Here is a 15,925-nt window from a genome sequence, read left to right as displayed (position 1 = left end):
ATTGCATTTTTGTGCGGAAGTAAAACCCGTTGACAAAAACTCTTGCATGAATCATTATTACCTATCTCATTTAAAAAAAGCACTGCTCGTATGTAGTATACTCGAATGCAGTTCGTATCCTCTTTTTGCATCAAATCTCCATGTCGAAACTAAAATCTTTTCCAATATTTTGGAACAAGAAAGTGTTTCCTTTAAAGGAAAAGTAGTGGATGGAAATGGACATCCTTTACCTGATGTTTCAATTCTCAATGGCAGTAAGAGCATTGGTAAGACGGACAATGCTGGGGCATTTACATTAACAGTTGCCAAAGGAACAGTATTGACTTTTAAGTCATTGGGACATCGTACCCATGAGGAGCAGGTCAACAACCAGGCTTCAAATGTCGAAATTAAATTGCACTCCACTGAACGTGCTTTAGAAGAGGTTGTGGTCACAGCATTAGGTATAAAACGAGAAGAGAAGTCTCTTGGTTATTCGGTCAGTACTGTAAAGGGAGAAGAGCTTACGAATGCCGTTTCGAGCAACTGGATGGATGCCTTGTCAGGTAAAGTGGCAGGACTCAATCTTATGCGCTCAGGAGCAGGCCCAGTAGGGTCAACTAAGATTATCTTACGTGGGGAGAATAATTTAACGGGAGAAAATCAAGCGCTGATTGTTGTTGATGGTGTGATTATCAATAGTGGATCAGGGAGACGATCAGGCAATGGTTCTGATGCTATTTATGGTACCGGTGGTGATAATATGCCAGCAGATTACGGTTCCGGTATGGACGATATTAATCCTGAAGATATCGAAAGTGTTTCGGTGCTAAAGGGACCGGGGGCAGCTGCCCTTTACGGACAAAAAGCAGCCAATGGTGCCGTTATCATCACCACTAAATCAGGAGCCAAAAGAAATGGAAAATCACTAGGGATAACCTTAAATTCAAATACATCATTTGAAAGCGTCAACCGTTGGCCAGATCTACAATATGAGTATGGTCAGGGCACAGGAGGATCAGATTATTACTCCTATGGGTCGACAATTGACGGCGGAAGTACAAGCGGTACCAGTTCTGCCTATGGACCTAAGTTTGATGGTCAAAACTTTTTTCAATTTGACCCTAATCTTCAGGCAGTTGGAACAGAGCGAACACCTTGGAAACCTTATAAAAATAGCAATACCTTTTTTGATGTCGGTAAAACTTACATGAATACCATCTCAATTGATGGTGGATCGGAAAAAACAAATGCGCGTTTCTCTGCAACCAATGTTCGTAATCAATGGATTTTACCCAATACAGGCTATGATCGCAATACAGTCGCTTTATCCGTCAACTCGAAGGTAAGTGATAAATTGAGTATCACTTCCAAGGTGAGCTATAATAACCGAAACAGTGATAACTTACCTGGGGCAGGCTATGGTAATCAATCGTTGATGTATTGGTATATCTTTTGGCAACCTAGTGCAGATGTAAACTGGTTACAAGATTATTGGGTAAAAGGTCAAGAGAATCGGAAAATAATGTATCCTTACAGTACATACCCGGAAAACCCGTATGCGATTTCTTATGAATTTATTAACCGCAATAACCGTAATACATTTACCGGTAATGCACAGGCTTCCTATCAGTTTTCAAAAGAATTTAGCGCACAGGTAAGAGCATCTATTGATTTCTCTAGCGAAGATAGAGCACAGCTGCGACCTTATGATGCCGGTTCTAAATTTGCCGAAGGGAGCTACCGTACACAAGATATCTTTTCAAAGGAAACGAATCTAGACTTCTTGTTGAAATATGATAAACAAATACATGAGGATTGGCATATAACCGCTACAGGAGGTGGAGGTACATTACGTAATAATTACCGTGTGACCTCTTTAGCATCAGATGGTTTGACTTTTCCAGGAGTATATAACCATACGAATAATAAGTATGGTATTAAAAGTGTTCAGAGCGTTAGTAATTTTGAAATCAATAGTTTTTATGGTTTAGTTACCACAGGATTCAAAGATTATCTATTTTTTGATGTAACGGGACGAATGGATTGGTCGAGTACATTAGCTTCGTCAATCGTTCCCGATAAAAATGTAGGTTTCTTCTATAACTCCTTCAACAGTAGTTTGGTATTATCCGAATTATTCTCATTACCCAAAGCCATTAATTTCGCGAAATTACGTGCGTCCGTTGCTTGGGTTGGATCAGGTGTAGATGCACCATATATGACACAGTTTGGATATGTAGGGGGTAACCCACTTATTGGAGGCTCATTGCAAAATCCAACTACACTAGTCAATCCTTATATCGAACCGCTTTCGACACGGTCAATAGAGTTTGGAACAGATGTACGCATGTTTAAAAATCGTTTAAATATTGATGTAGCGGTTTATCAAGGCAATACAAGTAAACAGCATCTTTACCGTACTATTGATCCATCGTCAGGCTATTCCAAATATTTAATGAATATGGGAGAAGTTCGTAATAGAGGTTTGGAGATTGCTGTAAATACGAATCAGCTTGTCAATAAAGAAGGATTTAATTGGTCATCTAGTATTACTTATAGCGCTAATAGCAATAAAATTATGTCAATTCCTGATTCTTCGATTGTGCTCCAATATCGTTCAGTGGGAAGTGGGCAAATTGTTGGACTACAAGGTGGAAGTATGGGTGATATGTATGGCATAGGATATCAACGCGCTCCAGATGGTCAAGTTATATACGATGAAAAAACCGGTGCAGCTCTATTAACAGAGAATGTTGTCTATTTAGGTAATACGATTCCAACCGGAAAATTAAGTCTGGGAAATACATTTAGTTATAAGAATTTTAGATTAAACGTCTTATTTGATACCCAGTGGGGAGCAGTAGGTCATTCTTTAACACATTATAAATTAGCAGAACAAGGGAAAACAAAAAATACGCTCCCAGGTCGCTACAATGGAATTGTTGGAAATGGTGTAATTTCCAATGGTGATGGTACTTATCGAAAAAATGATGTTGTAGCAACCAATATTGACGAATATTATCGTTCACATTATGGTCAAGATAATGCTGAAGGCAGTACATTCCCAACCGATTTCATCAAATTTCGTGAGGCAAGATTGGATTATTCCTTCAAAAAAGATGTTTTAAAAAGATGGGGTTTAGATAAGGCCACAATCGGTCTTTATGGAAGAAATTTATTTATTTGGTCAAAATGGCCAGCCTTTGATCCTGAATTTGGAACATTGGATGGTGGAGATATTCTAAAAGGCTTTGAAATTGCTCAGTTTCCATCAACACGTACAATAGGATTTAATTTAGTCTTGGGTTTTTAAGTTGAAATACAATGAACAACACTATCAAAAAAATATCTTTTGCTTTTTTGGCATTATCGATGAGTCTGCAGTCCTGTGATAAAGGCTTTATAGACTTAAATACAGATCCAGTCAAAACAACAAATGCATACCCTTCACAATTTATGGCTAATGCATTTTTAAATGCAATTACAGCTAATATGAGTCGAAATAGAAGTTTTACTAATGAATTGATGCAAGTAACTGTCTCGATTGGGGAAGGAGACGGTAAAGTCTTTCGTTATGACTTCAGACCAAGCTGGTCAAGTTATCTGTGGGATCAACATTATAAACATCTCATGAACTTTAAGGATATGTACCTTACGGCTTCAGAAGGCATCGGGTTCAACCGATCCTATCAAGGGGTGGCATTACTTGGTCAATCTTGGTTGGTCTCGATATTGACCGATACTTATGGAGACGTTCCTTATTCAAAAGCTTTACTAGGTCGAGATTCCCTTATTTTAGAACCTCAGTTTGATAAGCAACAGGATATCTACAGGGGCATGTTTGAAAAATTTGAAGAAGCCAATCAATTATTTAAGGGAGGCGATGCAATTGAGGCTTCAAGTGATCCCATTTTTGCTGGTGATATCTTAAAATGGCGTAAATTTTCTAACTCCATGTATTTGAGGTTGTTGCTTCGGGTTGCGCACAAAGAAGAAGTGGGCGCAGGTGCAATTAAAAAGATAAAGGAGATACTAGAAGATAACCCTAGTGAGTATCCTATCATGACCAGCAATAGTGATGTTGCAGTATTAAGATGGACTGGACAGGGAGCGTATCTTTCACCATTTATGGGGACTAGGGCACAAGATTTTCGTGCTACTTCTCTCGCATCTTTCTTTATTGATCATTTAAGAGATTGGAACGATCCACGTTTAAATATTCCTGAATATGGCACTAGCGGTATTAATAGATTAGGAATTGCTCCTGTTTCTGGAAATTATGTTGGAGTAGAGAGTGGTTATGCTGCTGGAAATGCAGAAGATTATACGAAGATGAGTTATTTCTATTCCTATGATCAAAATGCAGGTGTCAATAGCTTACAGACGGAACCATTAACGGGTATGCTTATGAATTATGCTGAAGTTGAATTCATCAAAGCTGAAGCCATCATCAAAGGGTGGATTTCTGGCTCGGCCGAAACGTATTATAATAGTGGAGTAGAAAACAACATTAAGCTCTGGATTCCAAATTGGGCACTTCCCGTGCAAGATTATCTAACCAATGCGGATATACAATGGGATGAAAGTAAAACTTTAGCACAAAAAATGCAAACTCTGCATTTGCAGAAATATTATGCGCTTTTTACAGTCGATTTACAACAATGGTTTGAACACCGTAGAACGGGTTACCCCGTTTTACCAAAAGGTCCTGGTTTGAATAATAATGGTGAGATGCCATCGCGAATGGTGTACCCCGTTATCGTACAATCTTCAAATCCTAAAAGCTATAAAGAAGCTATTGCTAATCAAGGAGCTGATTTGATTAATACCAAAGTATGGTGGCAAAAACCTTAATAGCAGATTCAATAGAAATTAAGATGAAAAAAAAATTTTTTAATATCATAACAATGATGGTGGTTTTGGTAGCCATGACATCATGTCAAGATACAAATTATCCGGGAGGAACAATTAGTTCACACATTGGGATTTTTGATCTTCGAGCTTTATTTAAAGGTGAAATGGTTACTATTGATGCTGAAAAATTAGCGGGCTCAAGTAAGCTAGCAGCATTGGTCGTATCGGATCATAAGGGGGGCAATCTTCCTGAAGGATTACTCGTTGTACAGGATACGAGACGTTTAGGGAAGTTACGCGGTATTTCAATCGATCTAGGCGATGCCGCAATGAATTATCAACCTGGAGATTCTGTCATTATTGATATCCTTGGCAGTCAACTTTTGCGTGAGGATGGTATTTTGAAACTTAAAAACATTAAAGAAAGTCAAATTGCAAAGGTAGCTTCTGGACGACCAATTACAAACAATGTTGTGACGTCTAAGGCGATATTGGAAAATCCAGATGCCTATGAAAGCACATTGGTTATTATTTTAAAGGGAGGATTTAACCCAATTCCTAAAGCAGGCGAGATACTATCTGGAACTAAAGTTTTAAATGATGGTTTTGGCAACTTAAATTTAGTAACAAATGAAAAGGCTGATTTTTCACAACAATCACCTTATATACTAGGCAATTACTATGGTATTGTTTTTGGTCAGGAAGACGGTACCGGTGTCAGTACTCCTTATCTGAGATGTCGTTCTAAAGCAGATGTTCTGATGCTCAGTTCTGAAATTGAAGTCGCATCAATTATCATAACAGGTTTTTCTAGTGATGTTAAAGGCTCAGACACCAACTATGAATATCTGCAGTTAATGGCTACAGAGGATATCGATTTCTCTAAAACACCTTATTCTGTTGTTGTGAGCAATAATGCTAATGCTTCAACACCTACAGGTGCACCCGCAAATGGATGGGCAACAGGGGGAATGAGAACGTATAAGTTTAATTTAACAAAAGGTGTAGCGCGTAAGGGAACATTCTTTTATGTCGGCGGAAAATATCAGCTGATCAATGGAGGTGCTTCTACCAGTTTAGCGTCTTCCAATTGGGTGTTAAATTACGATTATAATGAAAATGATGGATTTGATTTTGGAAGTAAAAGATCAGGATTGTTCGCCAACAGTGGCAACTCTTTTGGAATAGCTATTTTTAAAGGAACCACTGTGACAAAGGATTCAAAACCAGTAGATGTTATGAATAATTCAGGAGGCGGAGCTCTTTGGGAAGGAAATAAAGGTTATCGTATTACAAATAATGATTTCTATGATGTTATCAATCCTTTAACTATGGAACCACAGCCTTTCTTTAAGCAGGGTACAAATCAATTATTTTTGAAATATAATACAGCAGATGTAGGTTATTTTGTAAGTCTTGGTGGGGAGTATAATCTAACGCTAGGACGTTGGACGGCAGCTCGTAGCCAAAATAATGTAGAGATGACCAAAACGTCTACCATTGCAGAAATAGAACCTGAAAACGCAACGATACTCGTAGAATAATAACAAATTAAAGAGCAGCTTTTTAAGCTGCTCTTTTAATTATTGCGCTATATAGCAGACCAATTTTATTTGATATGATCATAAAAAAGTTTATTTTAATAATTTGTACAATATTTGGGAGTTTTATTTCTTATGCTCAACAAGATATTGTTATTTACGCACACCGCGGTTTTAGAGGCCTAATGCCCGAAAATACCATAGCAGCCATGAAACATGCTTTAGATAAGAAAGCTGGAGTATTGGAATTGGATATCGCATTCACTTCAGATGGACATGCCGTAGTTTCCCATGATCCTTGGTTGGACTCCTTGATTACATTAGACCCAGCTGGAAAACCAATAAGAAATGGGAAAGAGCATGCTATTTATAAAATGACCTATCAAGAGATTGCTAAATATGATGTGGGAAGCCAACAACACAAGGATTTTCCCAAGAAACGTAATTTTAAATCAGAGATTCCAAAGTTGACAGATTTAATAGATAGTGTTGAAGCTTATGCGAAAACTTTGGGTGTTATACCGCGCTACAGCATTGAAACCAAAACCAATCCAAAACGAGATGGAAAGGCGCAACCTAATCCGGTGGTATTTGTGAAAGATTTAATGAAGAACATTAATGATAAAAATATTGCTGACCGCGTCATTATTCAGTCCTTCGATCCTCGCACCTTGGAAATTGTACATCAGGATTTTCCGAAAATTATTACAATGCTCAATGCGACAAAGGGAACATTTGAAGAAAACATGAAATTACTGACATTTTATCCAACATATTATGCACCTAATGCAAATTTGATAGACAAAAACTTAGTTGATACATGTGCGAAGCTAGGCATTAAGTTACTTTGTGGGAATAATAATAGTAAAAAAGAAATTGATAGCGTAATGGCTCTTGGTGTCACTGAATTCTGTTCGGACTATCCTTATGAGGAGTTGCCATAATCAGGTTATTATAAATAAGTAATGACATTATAAAAGAAAAGGGTCGAAAATATTTTCGACCCTTTTCTTTTATTAAGAATTTTCTAAACTAACTTTTGATGGGAAGTTTTTATGTTTTCTTTTGCTTATTTTATCCATATTGACAGGTTGTGGTATTTTTACATAGTAACCTGTACCATCGTAGGTACGCTTTAGCGGGTCTTCTTGACATGCTGTAGAGCAACAGCCCTCCAATTGTTCGCCACAAGCATCACATTGTGTAAAATGCTCATTACAGATGGGACTAGCACAGTTGATCATCTTCGGTGTTTCCTGCCCACAGTTTTTGCATTTTGATACAACCACAGGGTTTACCGAATTGACATCTACAGTAACACGATTGTCAAACACGTAACATTTACCATCAAAATCCTTCCCATCAGCTTCTTTCCCATATTTGATGATACCCCCGTGCAATTGGTATACATCTTCAAAACCTTCCGCCAATAATAAGGCCGAAGCTTTTTCACATTTTATACCACCCGTGCAATAGGTTAATATTTTTTTACCCTTATACTGTTCTAGTTCCTTCACTTTTTCCGGAAACTCTCTGAAATTTTCAATATCTAACGTTACCGCATTTTTAAAGCGGCCCACATTATGCTCATAGTTGGAACGGACATCAAGCACCACAACATCGTCACGATCCTTCATTTCCATAAAGTCTTTCGGTTCAAGATGGATACCCGTTTTTTGCGTAGGGTCGATAATTTTCGGGTCACGTAGGCCAGAATGCACAATTTCGGTTTTATAGCGGCAGTGCATCTTAATAAAAGAAGGCTCTGATACTTCATCTATCTTAAATTCGGTATGATTGAATCGGCCATCGGCATATATGGCATCCATATACGCTTTACAGGATTCCGGGGAACCCGATACCGTTCCATTTAGACCTTCTTCCGCAACGATAATACGTCCAACTAAATTTAACGATTTACAAAATTCTAAGTGATCTGCCGCAAATTTTTCAGCGTCAGCGATAGGGCTGTAGCAATAGTACAGTAAAGTTTGATATTGTGCCATAGTTTTCATTGATACCGCTGCAAACGGCGTTTAATGTAAATGAATTACAATGCAAAATTAGATAAAATTGTTTTATTTACAATTTTATTTGTGTCATATATCAAAGAAACGGGGATAGATCTGTTCCATATATCCTTATTGCGATCTCCTTTACCATCAAAAATTATCTATAGCAGAAGTATCGTTGCGAGCAGACTCAAAACTATGATAAGCGGGAAATATAGAAAATAGGGGGTGGTGACCGTGATGATTTTGATTACTTTTTCTTCAAAGGTTCCAACAGATATTCCAATCCGTTTAATTTTATCTCGTAAAGTGTACCCAATTGAATGCCAAGTTTTCCGGGAGGAAAGCCCTTCTGATGGAACCAAACCAAGTAAGGTTCCGGTAAATTACATAAGGTATATCCTTTGTATTTTCCAAAAGGCATTTTTACCGTTACGAGTTCTGTTAAGATATCAGGATTCATCATTAGTCTTCAGGATTACCATTTTTAATGCGATAGGCGATCATTCTCAGCCCAATAATACAATGATTGAACAGATTTGGAATCGTTCCGTAGTATTTTTTGAAAATATCATACCGTTCTTTCAACGATTCGCGATGTCTTTGCTTAGACATACCACCCACTAAATAGCGGGCAACATGTTGCTGGGCATTGACACATTTATTGGCCTTTTTTGCCGCTTTTATCACCCAATCAATATCAGCACACAATTTATAGTGCAAATCATAAGGTTCAGCAATACTTCGTTTGATGTAAATCGCTTGATGGCAGATGTTCATGCCATAGCGAAAGCTTTTCCAATCAAAATGCATCGGGACTTTGTGTCGGCGCTCACCGATTATTTCCCGCTTTTCGTTGATTAAAAAGGTTTCCCCATATAGGATATCCGCATCATCGCTCAGGGCAGCTAAATTGGCCAAAGTATCCTTTGAATAGAGCTCATCTCCAGAATTTAAAAAGAGCACATAATCTCCTGTAGCTATCGCGAGCCCTTTATTCATCGCATCGTAAATACCCTTATCTTTTTCAGAGATAATCCTCGTTATCTGCGATCTGTAATTTTCGATCAGGGCTAGTGTGCCGTCCGTTGATTGCCCATCAATCACGATATATTCAATCTGCTTGTATGTTTGACCAACAACAGATTTTAAGGTATGTTCGATGTCCCGCACATTATTGTAAACGACTGTAATGATGGAAAATGTGGGATGATTATGCATGCTATTTTTTTAATGCGTTGAATTTCTTTTTTGCAAAACGGATTGCTCTATTCAAGAGCGACCCTTTTCTATGGGCGTAAAAATACTTAATTGCTTCATAAGCCTGCGCATGTTCACGAATATCTTCGGGAAATTGTGTTATTTTTTCAGTAGCAAGTACCACCTGATACGTAGATTCGGCTGCTGTGTGTGTGCCCGAACCATCGTTCCCGATATTCTGGGTCAGTGAATTGCGAGGATAAAGTACCAGGCCGTTATTTTTAAAAACAGAAGCATACCAACGAATAGCCCAAGAATTGATCTTACCAGATTTGAATTCCTGCACCTGTTTCCAAAAATTCTCTTTCCCTTCAATACTGAACTGGTGAATCTGTTCGGTGGTAAAGTCGTCCGTGAGGCTATTTATATCAGCGTTGAAATGATTCCATGCTCGGTCCCAGGTTGCCCAGCCCCAGCTGTTTGCTACCCGAAAGAAAAAAGTTTCGGGTAGCAATGCCAAATCCTTCAATGGATAGCCGTATCCGGATATTTGCATCACCCTATCCTCATGTTGATAACGCTCCAGCGCATCATTGAAATACGTTAAGGCAAAAGGAGAGGTCGTCAGATCATCTTCTAAGACGATGATTCGTCCGTATTTTTTTACGATTGTAGATACGCCATCGATTACATTTGCTGCCAGTCCGCAGTTCGTATCGCGCAGAATAAGGTGGACTTTTTTAAACTTCCAATCGCTTTTGATTACTTCACGCACTTGCTCCACGGCAACTTTTGATTGTTGGTTTTTGGGAGCATCAGAATAAATGAATAGTTCGGACGAAGCCGCTAATGCATTTTTTTCTAGTGCCTTTAATGTCTGTAAAGTATGATCAGGTCGGTTGTAAACAAATAAGATGATTGGAGCAGCTGACATTTTATTAGATTCCTAAGCAGTTATTTTCTTTGTAAAATAAGGATGTTACTTTTCTATGGATAGCCCCGATTGCAATACCGGAGAAAGGGATATGTTTAAAACCCTGTTGTACGAGATAATCGATAGCAGGTTGATAGTGTGTTCTTTCAGAGTCATCCAGTACCAGTACGCCACCTTCATTCAATCTTTCGATTGCATTTTTACAACAAGCAACACGTTTTCTACCATCAACGATGACCATATCGTAGCGCTGATCTTCTTGCAGAATAGCATTTACATAATCATCATGCTCCAAACTTATGTTCCTCATTTCTACATTCTCGGGCATTTGATTCTTGATGCGTTCAAACCAATTGGTATCGTGTTCTACAGCGATTACCTGTTTTACATGTTGCGCATAAAATAGGGTGGAGTTTCCAGCTCCATATTCAAAAAGCATCAAATTTTTATTTAATCGACCATCCAAAAAATCCAAAAAGGAATAAGTGAGCCATGGAATTGGTTCACCATTAGGGTTTAATGATTCTTTGTTTAAGTACGAATTGACCCATCCAGTTTGTACGAAATATCCTTTAAACGCTAAGGATAAGAGCCCTTTTAACAATTTACTATTCAATAACGATTGGTAACTACCAGTTTTTTCCATTTTTTAGTTTTATAAGAGAAAATAAACTTAACGATTTATTTTCAAAAACTTTTCTTTTATCGTCGATAATAATCCGATAAGGAAGAGGGACCGGATCATCAGAATGGCGTTTGGACGTGTTTTTTTAATGAATAGCAGGAAAAAAGTAGATGCAAAATAGGCGATTAGCGTAGCGTAGGCAGCTCCGATAATGCCAAATTTTGGTATGAAAAAATAATTCAATATGACATTCAGCAATGCGCCAAACGCTGTGCGATACAAGGTGATTTTTGTGAGACCTTCGGCAATAAGGTATTGGGCACTAGCGGTTCCTAGGAATGTAAATACGCCTGCCCAAATATGTACTTGAAGTGTATGTAATCCTTCAGCATACTCCGGCGGATAATAATATTTGAATAAAATAGGAGCCACACATGTCACGATCAGGGCGACGGATACACTTACGAATACCATTAGCTCATACAGATTTCCGAGACGTTTTTGATATAATTCAGGACTTGTCCTTCGGGCATTCATGATGGCAGGAAATAAGGAAGTTGATATGGCCACAGGCATAAAATACCAGCTTTCACTAAGTGATACAACTATTGAGTACACGCCCAGAGCCGATTTACCCAGGATGGCATCGATCATCAATTGATCGATTTTCATATAGAACGTGATGAATAAAGAGGAAAATGCGAGTGGCCACCCCAGTTTCAACAGTTCTTTGGCGGTAGTAGGGTCGTATTTCCAATTGGATATCCGGTTGCCTGTTTTATGGTATAGCGCTAAGTAGCCAATTTGCAAGATGATGACGTCGATGATTAAAGTCCAGATGAAAGCATCTAAAGGAGCTTTAAAAAGAATTAAAGCAAACTTGATAGCAGCCGATAGGATATTTCCCCCGACCTGTACCAGCATGATAACCTTGCCTTTTACCTTTGCTTGAAAAAAGCTATCAATGATTTGTACGGCCTGAATGATGCAAATGAACGATACAAGGGCAACCTGCTTAAAAGAGGCGGCAGGGGCTTCTGGCGCAAAATGAGCAATGAAAAAATAAGTGATGTATACGAGGGGTAGGACTAAGAAGCCCGTAATGATACGGATGCGTAATGCCGAACCTAGTAATATGTTTTCTTTTTCAGGATGTTGTAAGAGCTGTCGTGTAATGAGTCCGTCGGTTCCCATGGTCGCTATACCCGTGAAAAAAGCGAGTATGACTAGCGGGTAGTTGTAAGTACCAAAATGTGCACTTCCCAAATAGGAAGGAAGCGCAAATGTGGTTACCAACATTTTTATAAAAAGAGATCCTACACGCGCGATTAAAAGCCAACCCGTGTTTTTGAAATATTTTTCGAATGCTTCTGGATTAAATCCTGGTAATGCTGGTATTTTCATTATAATGCAAACCTACTGATTTTTTTTAGAGGTTTGCATGAGAATGAAAAGGGTATTCTTACAGTACATTAATGGTATTCGCAAATTCTGATAAACTAGGATGTGTTGGATTTAAGTCCGTAACCAGATAATTCACATCGTGGAGTGGGACGACTTTCATTTTTTGTACTGAATTTAACTTTTCAGCGATACTTAGGATAACCAGTTTCGTAGAGCATTTTATCATCGCTTTTTTGATTTGTACTACTTCCCAATCCGAGTCTGTAACACCATCTTGTGTAGATAGACTATTGGTACCTAATAAGCAGATGTCAACCTTGATGTCAGATAATTCGTTTGTTACTTGCGATCCAGATACAATATTGGTATTTCTGGATAATTTTCCTCCAATCAGTATGACCTCTAAATTAGGTTTCTCTGCTAACTCTAGCGCAACAAGTGGACTTATGGTGAAAATTGTACACTGTAGACTATCTGGGACAAGTCGAGCTAATTCAATCATCGTTGTACCGCCACCAGCAAGAATGGTCATGCCATTTTGAAGTAACGTAATCGCTTTTTTAGCAATTTCTTTCTTCGCTTCTTTCGCATAGACGTTGCCATCTTGAAAAGGAAATTGAAAAGACTTGGAAAGTGCACCGCCGTATACTTTTAGTACTTTACCATTTTCAGCTAGTTCATTTAAGTCACGTCGGATGGTGTCTTCAGATACATTGAGCTGAATGCTTAAGTCTGACGACAATACCTTATTGTGCAAATTGATTTGATGTATAATGAAAGCTTGTCTTTCCTCTTTTAACATAGCAGATAGTTTATATAGTAGAAATTATTTATACAAATGTAATTATATGAAGGTATAAAAAATAAATGTTTTTTTACTCGCTATCCTTATTTTTTACTTTTGTTACTCCTGCTTTAAAACGAGGTTTAAAACCCACAGGCTTGTTTATTTCTTCCGATGCAGGATTTGCTACTTCGGTCTTGTCTGTAGCTTCGGGAACTTGCTGTTCAGCGGTAGGAGGTGTTTCCTGCTCGGTATCAGAAGGAGTGTCTGTTTTTCCAGTTTCCGTTGCTGGGTCTTTTGTTATTGCAGCTTTTGTTATTGCAGCTTTTGTTATTGCAGCTTTTGTTACTCCAGCTTTAAAACGATGTTTAAAGCCCGCAGGCTTGTTTATTTCTTCCGATGCAGGATTTACTGCTTCGATCTTGTCTGTAGCTTCAGAAACTTGCAGTTCAGGAATTGGAGGTGTTTCTTGCTCGGCATTAGGAGTAGCGTCTGTTTTTCCAGTTTCCGTTGTTGGGTCTTTTGTTATTGCAGCTTTTGTTACTCCTGCTTTAAAACGAGGTTTAAACCCAGCAGGCTTGTTTATTTCTTCCGATGCAGGATTTACTGCTTCGGTCTTGTCTGTAGCTTCGGGAACTTGCAGTTCAGGAATTGGAAGTGTTTCTTGCTCGGCATTAGGAGTAGCGTCTGTTTTTCCAGTTTCCGTTGTTGGGTCTTTTGTTATTGCAGCTTTTGTTACTCCAGCTTTAAAACGAGGTTTAAACCCAGCAGGCTTGTTTATTTCTTCCGATATAGGATTTGCAGCGGCGGTCTTATCGACTCCTTCAGAAGCTTGCAGTTCAGGAATTGGAGGTGTTTCTTGCTCGGTATTAGGAGTAGCATCTGTTGAAGCAGCTTCCGCTGCCGGGTTTGTTGTTATTGCAGCTTTCGTTACTCCAGCTTTAAAGCGAGGTTTAAAACCCGCAGGCTTTTTTGTTTCTTCCGATGCAGGATTTACTGCTTCGGTCTTATCGGTAGCTTCAGAAGCTTGTAGTTCAGCGGTAGGAGCTGTTTCCTGCCTAGCATTAGGAGTAGCATCTGTTGAAGCAGTTTCCGCTGCTGGGTCTGTTGTTATTGCAGCTTTCGTTACTCCAGCTTTAAAGCGAGGTTTAAAACCCGCAGGTTTTTTTGTTTCTTCTGATATAGGATTTGCAGCTGCGGTCTTATCGACTCCTTCAGAAGCTTGCAGTTCAGGAATTGGTGCTGTTTCCTGCTCAGCATTAGGAGTAGCGTCTGTTGTTTCGGTTGCTGGGTCTTTTGGTATCGCAGCTTTCGTTGCTCCCGCTCTAAAACGAGGTTTAAAACCGGCAGGCTTAGTCGTGCCTTCCGTTTCAGGCTTAGTCGGTTCATTTGTATCCACCTCGCTAACGGTGTCTGTCGTTGGTTTTGATGGAATTGCAGGAGCTCTAAAACGAGGCTTAAATCCAGTCGCAGGGATCGCTTGTTCGGTTGTGACCGTTTGTTGTTCCTTTACTTCTACCGATTTCTTGCTCTCTTTTTGATCAACTATTACTTCCTCTAATCGATAACTTTTTCGCAGTCTATTGAACCAGAATTTTTTGGTGTGATCAAAACTCTTTTCACCCATTGCCGCGAAATGTTTTCTGAATTCTTCATAAAGTGAGTTGTCAGCTTTCTTTAAAGCTATTAAATCTATCTTTTTTTTAGTGAAAAATTCTTCAAAAGTCATCCTGAAAATATTTAGTCTAGTACAAATGTATACTATTTTATTAATCTTTAATAGCTTGGGTGCTATTTTACGCTTATTTTGAACATAAAAAAAGAGCGACTAGCGCTCTTTTTAATGTTGTTATGCGAAAATATTAAGCCATATTATGATATACAGCCTGAACATCATCATCTTCTTCAATTTTATCGATTAATTTCAATACATCTGCAGCTTCTTCTTCAGAGATATCCGTATGTGATAATGCGATACGTTCTAATTTAGCAGAAGAAACTACAATCCCTTTCTCCTCCAATAGACGTTGCATATTGCCAAAATCTTCAAAAGAAGTCTGTACCACTACGATATCATTACCTTCTTCATCCGATTCGATGTACAATTCTTCAAGACCACCATCGATCAATTCTAATTCCAACTCATCCGTGTCTAAATCTTCCGTTGCCGGGAATCTAAAAAGAGATTTGCGATTGAAAATAAAATCTAGTGAGCCTGTTTTACCCAATGTACCACCAGCTTTGGTGAAGTAACTGCGTATATTGGCCACTGTTCTATTGGTATTATCTGTAGCAGTTTCAATTAAGATCGGCACCCCATGAGGGCCATATCCTTCATATACATATTCTTCATAGCCTTTAGAATCTTTTTCAGAAGCTCTCTTTATTGCCGCTTCTACACGATCTTTAGGCATATTTACAGCTTTCGCATTGTTTATCGCTGTACGTAATCTTGAATTTGTCTCTGGGTGAGGGCCATTGTCCTTCACTGCAATTGCAATTTCTTTACCTAAACGCGTGAATTGAATAGCCATTTTGGCCCAGCGTTTAAATTTACGTTCTTTTCTAAATTCGAAAGCTCTTCCCATG

Annotated in this window: 13 protein-coding genes; 4 read left to right on the top strand and 9 right to left on the bottom strand. The window is 38.6% G+C overall.

The features are described from left to right. Positions 1–46 precede the first annotated feature (46 nt). The 4 genes from KO02_RS22070 (at position 47) to KO02_RS22055 (ending at position 7,321) form a co-directional block, all read left to right on the top strand. The gene (locus KO02_RS22070) at positions 47–3,295 is read left to right on the top strand and encodes a SusC/RagA family TonB-linked outer membrane protein (RefSeq protein WP_038701766.1); all 3,249 of its coding nucleotides are present in this window, start codon (positions 47–49) and stop codon (positions 3,293–3,295) included. 11 nt (positions 3,296–3,306) lie between these two features. Then, complete coding sequence (locus KO02_RS22065; RefSeq protein ID WP_038701765.1) at positions 3,307–4,836, top strand: SusD/RagB family nutrient-binding outer membrane lipoprotein; 1,530 nt, start codon at positions 3,307–3,309, stop codon at positions 4,834–4,836. A gap of 23 nt (positions 4,837–4,859) precedes the next feature. Further along, the gene (locus tag KO02_RS22060) at positions 4,860–6,380 is read left to right on the top strand and encodes a DUF5689 domain-containing protein (RefSeq protein WP_235212310.1); all 1,521 of its coding nucleotides are present in this window, start codon (positions 4,860–4,862) and stop codon (positions 6,378–6,380) included. Positions 6,381–6,454: 74 nt separating this feature from the next. Then, positions 6,455–7,321, top strand: a complete 867-nt coding sequence (locus KO02_RS22055; protein ID WP_038701764.1) for a glycerophosphodiester phosphodiesterase family protein — start codon at positions 6,455–6,457, stop codon at positions 7,319–7,321. A gap of 72 nt (positions 7,322–7,393) precedes the next feature. Here the strand turns inward: KO02_RS22055 and KO02_RS22050 are convergent, their stop codons facing one another. The 9 genes from KO02_RS22050 to KO02_RS22010 all read right to left on the bottom strand — a co-directional run bounded on the left by KO02_RS22050 (position 7,394) and on the right by KO02_RS22010 (position 15,924). Further along, the gene (locus KO02_RS22050; RefSeq protein ID WP_038701763.1) at positions 7,394–8,383 is read right to left on the bottom strand and encodes a rhodanese-related sulfurtransferase; all 990 of its coding nucleotides are present in this window, start codon (positions 8,381–8,383) and stop codon (positions 7,394–7,396) included. Positions 8,384–8,639: 256 nt separating this feature from the next. Further along, positions 8,640–8,852: a DUF3820 family protein gene (locus tag KO02_RS22045; protein ID WP_200878688.1), complete on the bottom strand. Its 213-nt coding sequence runs from the start codon at positions 8,850–8,852 to the stop codon at positions 8,640–8,642. 2 nt (positions 8,853–8,854) lie between these two features. Then, a complete protein-coding gene (locus KO02_RS22040) occupies positions 8,855–9,610 on the bottom strand; it encodes a glycosyltransferase family 2 protein (RefSeq protein ID WP_038701761.1) in 756 nt (251 codons plus the stop codon). A 1-nt stretch (position 9,611) separates the two neighbouring features. Beyond that, positions 9,612–10,523: a glycosyltransferase gene (locus KO02_RS22035; protein ID WP_038701760.1), complete on the bottom strand. Its 912-nt coding sequence runs from the start codon at positions 10,521–10,523 to the stop codon at positions 9,612–9,614. 4 nt (positions 10,524–10,527) lie between these two features. Further along, positions 10,528–11,169, bottom strand: a complete 642-nt coding sequence (locus KO02_RS22030) for a class I SAM-dependent methyltransferase (RefSeq protein WP_038701759.1) — start codon at positions 11,167–11,169, stop codon at positions 10,528–10,530. A gap of 27 nt (positions 11,170–11,196) precedes the next feature. Further along, entirely contained in the window at positions 11,197–12,552 is a 1,356-nt protein-coding gene (locus KO02_RS22025) for a flippase (RefSeq protein WP_038701758.1), read from the bottom strand. Between the two features lie 58 nt (positions 12,553–12,610). Further along, positions 12,611–13,354, bottom strand: coding sequence for a DeoR/GlpR family DNA-binding transcription regulator (locus KO02_RS22020; RefSeq protein ID WP_038701757.1), 744 nt, complete (start codon positions 13,352–13,354; stop codon positions 12,611–12,613). A gap of 73 nt (positions 13,355–13,427) precedes the next feature. Then, the gene (locus tag KO02_RS22015; RefSeq protein ID WP_038701756.1) at positions 13,428–15,065 is read right to left on the bottom strand and encodes a hypothetical protein; all 1,638 of its coding nucleotides are present in this window, start codon (positions 15,063–15,065) and stop codon (positions 13,428–13,430) included. Between the two features lie 133 nt (positions 15,066–15,198). After that, the gene (locus KO02_RS22010; protein ID WP_038701755.1) at positions 15,199–15,924 is read right to left on the bottom strand and encodes a YebC/PmpR family DNA-binding transcriptional regulator; all 726 of its coding nucleotides are present in this window, start codon (positions 15,922–15,924) and stop codon (positions 15,199–15,201) included. Position 15,925: the final 1 nt, after the last annotated feature.

The organism is Sphingobacterium sp. ML3W (genome assembly GCF_000747525.1).
Classification (GTDB): domain Bacteria; phylum Bacteroidota; class Bacteroidia; order Sphingobacteriales; family Sphingobacteriaceae; genus Sphingobacterium.
The sequence above is the reverse complement of the archived record's forward strand: the minus strand, read 5'-3'. Positions and strand labels throughout refer to the sequence as shown.

What these genes read in the sequence shown, in the direction of transcription:
- KO02_RS22050 (WP_038701763.1), bottom strand. Translation starts at nt 8,383, where the DNA reads ATGGCACAATATCAAACTTTACTGTACTATTGCTACAGCCCTATCGCT.
- KO02_RS22030 (WP_038701759.1), bottom strand. Translation starts at nt 11,169, where the DNA reads ATGGAAAAAACTGGTAGTTACCAATCGTTATTGAATAGTAAATTGTTA.
- KO02_RS22025 (WP_038701758.1), bottom strand. Translation starts at nt 12,552, where the DNA reads ATGAAAATACCAGCATTACCAGGATTTAATCCAGAAGCATTCGAAAAA.
- KO02_RS22040 (WP_038701761.1), bottom strand. Translation starts at nt 9,610, where the DNA reads ATGCATAATCATCCCACATTTTCCATCATTACAGTCGTTTACAATAAT.
- KO02_RS22060 (WP_235212310.1), top strand. Translation starts at nt 4,860, where the DNA reads ATGAAAAAAAAATTTTTTAATATCATAACAATGATGGTGGTTTTGGTA.
- KO02_RS22065 (WP_038701765.1), top strand. Translation starts at nt 3,307, where the DNA reads ATGAACAACACTATCAAAAAAATATCTTTTGCTTTTTTGGCATTATCG.
- KO02_RS22070 (WP_038701766.1), top strand. Translation starts at nt 47, where the DNA reads ATGAATCATTATTACCTATCTCATTTAAAAAAAGCACTGCTCGTATGT.
- KO02_RS22045 (WP_200878688.1), bottom strand. Translation starts at nt 8,852, where the DNA reads ATGAATCCTGATATCTTAACAGAACTCGTAACGGTAAAAATGCCTTTT.
- KO02_RS22020 (WP_038701757.1), bottom strand. Translation starts at nt 13,354, where the DNA reads ATGTTAAAAGAGGAAAGACAAGCTTTCATTATACATCAAATCAATTTG.
- KO02_RS22015 (WP_038701756.1), bottom strand. Translation starts at nt 15,065, where the DNA reads ATGACTTTTGAAGAATTTTTCACTAAAAAAAAGATAGATTTAATAGCT.
- KO02_RS22055 (WP_038701764.1), top strand. Translation starts at nt 6,455, where the DNA reads ATGATCATAAAAAAGTTTATTTTAATAATTTGTACAATATTTGGGAGT.
- KO02_RS22035 (WP_038701760.1), bottom strand. Translation starts at nt 10,523, where the DNA reads ATGTCAGCTGCTCCAATCATCTTATTTGTTTACAACCGACCTGATCAT.
- KO02_RS22010 (WP_038701755.1), bottom strand. Translation starts at nt 15,924, where the DNA reads ATGGGAAGAGCTTTCGAATTTAGAAAAGAACGTAAATTTAAACGCTGG.